Source organism: Desulfofundulus sp. (genome assembly GCF_049701015.1).
Classification (GTDB): Bacteria; Bacillota; Desulfotomaculia; order Desulfotomaculales; family Desulfovirgulaceae; genus Desulfofundulus.
This window is the reverse complement of record NZ_JBNATZ010000339.1, coordinates 1-2,239: the sequence shown is the minus strand read 5'-3', so window position 1 is coordinate 2,239 and position 2,239 is coordinate 1. Positions and strand designations below refer to the sequence as shown.

General features: G+C 55.0%; 3 protein-coding genes. All 3 read right to left on the bottom strand.

All coding sequences use genetic code 11. The features are described 5' to 3' along the window. On the bottom strand, positions 1-229 hold a 229-nt coding region (locus tag ACPLUI_RS14090), incomplete at its 3' end, for a hypothetical protein (protein WP_424660874.1). Between the two features lie 23 nt (positions 230-252). Beyond that, the gene (locus ACPLUI_RS14085; RefSeq protein ID WP_424660873.1) at positions 253-1,920 is read right to left on the bottom strand and encodes a GspE/PulE family protein; all 1,668 of its coding nucleotides are present in this window, start codon (positions 1,918-1,920) and stop codon (positions 253-255) included. A gap of 16 nt (positions 1,921-1,936) precedes the next feature. Then, positions 1,937-2,239 (bottom strand): type II secretion system F family protein (locus ACPLUI_RS14080; RefSeq protein WP_424660872.1); only part of this gene is annotated, 303 nt, incomplete at its 5' end.

Genomic DNA, 2,239 nt, shown 5'->3' with positions numbered 1-2,239 from the left:
CCCCTTCACCACCCAGCCCGACTACCACCCGCGCACCTCTGGCATTAAGCTCGTCGAGCAGGCTGGCAGCGACCCCGGCCACTCCATCGGGGTCTTCCGGCAGCGGCCTCGCTGCCTGACCAAGCACTTCCACCTCCTTACCGCCAGCTCGGATCAACACGGCTCGAGCTTCAGGTCCTTCCAGATCCAGGCCAGCACAAAGAAAACTATTTCGCTTAAAAACCAACAAGTATTTCCTCCCCGGTCTCCTGTTTATTCTTCTGCAGTGCAGACAACCTTTACCGCCTCTTCAGGTGTGGTTATGCCGGCCAGGACTTTGGATACTGCTTCCTGGCGCAGGGTAGCCATCCCTTCTGCCACGGCTCTTTCTTTGATCTCATTGGATGATGCTTCTTTTTTAACCAGTTCCCTGATTTCCCTCGTTACCAGCATAACTTCCGTCACCGCTGTACGTCCCCGGTAGCCGGTATTTCCGCAGTACGGACAACCAGCACCCTTTTTTAATACGAAGCGTTTTTCGCCAAGACCCAGGGCCAACCGTTCCGGCGCATCCACCGGTAATTCGTACTCTCTTACGCAGCGCGGGCATACTTTTCGCACGAGTCGTTGCGCGGCCACACACAACAAAGACGAAGCCACCAGATATGGTTCAACCCCCATATCCACCAGCCTTACAGGAGCCGAAGCTGCATCATTGGTGTGCAGTGTGGAGAGGACCAGGTGTCCGGTCATCGCGGCCTGAACTGCAATACGTGCAGTATCCGCATCCCTTATTTCCCCAACCATCACCACATCCGGATCCTGACGCAAAATAGACCGTAAAGCCACTGCAAAGGTCAACCCCGCCTTTAAATTCACCGCCACCTGATTGACGCCCGCTATTTCATATTCTGGAGGGTCTTCAACGGTAACTACGTTAATCTCCCGGGAAACTATTTCCGAAAGGACAGCGTAAAGAGTAGTGGTTTTCCCCGAACCCGTAGGACCGGTGACCAGGATCATACCGTAAGGTGACCTCATAACCTTGCGGAGACGTAACAGGGCATTTTCAGAATACCCAAGCGTTTCAAGCTTCGGTATTACACGGGTCCTGTCCAGTATCCGCAGAACTGCTTTCTCACCCCAAATCGTAGGCAATATGGAAACCCTTAGATCTACCTCCCGCGGCTGGCGCAATCTAATCCGGCCATCCTGCGGTAGACGGCGCTCGGCAATGTCCAGGCCGGCTACCACTTTGAGCCGCGTGATGACAGCCCCGTGCAGCTTGCGGGGGAATTCCGTCACATCGTGGAGGACACCATCCGTACGGAAACGGACCACAGTCTTTTCCCGGCCGGGTTCAATATGGACATCACTTGCTCCCTCGCTGACAGCCTGTTCAATTAGAATATCGACCAGCCTGACTACAGGAGCGTCAGCAGCTTCATAAAGAAGAGGTTCTTCTTCCGGCACATCTACACTGCCTGCCGCCCCCACAGCCTCCTCCACCGCGCTGGTGCCGTACCAGCGGCGAATGGCACGGTCAATCTCGTCCGGGCTGGCTACTGCTGGAACGACCTCACAACCCGTAGCAAAGCGGAAGTCGTCCATAGCCACCACATCCAGGGGATCAGCGGTGGCTATATACAATTTTTTCCCTTCCCTTGCGTAAGGAAAGACCTTGTGTCGCCGGATAAGAGATTCAGCCACGTCCGGTACAGGACGCTTTCCTTCCAGCTCCACCCGGGGGACACCCAGGTGCTCGGCCAGAGAAGCGGTGAGAAGTTCTGGTGAAAGATACCCCAGTTCAACAAGGATCTCTCCCAGCTTCTTACCGGTCTTTTTCTGCACATGAAGGGCATTCCTGACCTGTTCTTCTCCCACCAGGCCGCGCCGTACCAGAAATTCTCCCAGACGGGGGAACGCCATTACATTATCCACCGGCAGACCCCTTTTCTTATTGTACCGTTTGGTAAATCGAAAGAACAGGTAAAAGAAGAGAGATCAGCACAAATCCTACACCGCCACCCACGGCCACAATCATGGCCGCTTCAACAAAAGGCGGCAGTTTCTGCATGAGCATATCAAGCTCGGTTTCAAACAGAGATGCGGCCTGTTCCAGCAGCGAGCTCAGGTCCCCTGAAGATTCCCCGACAGCAATCATTTTCTGACCCGTCAGGGGCAAAAATTTTGACCCGGTAAACCCATCTGCGAGGGAGCGGCCCTCACGCACCAGTTCGCCGGCTTTCCTGATCTCCCG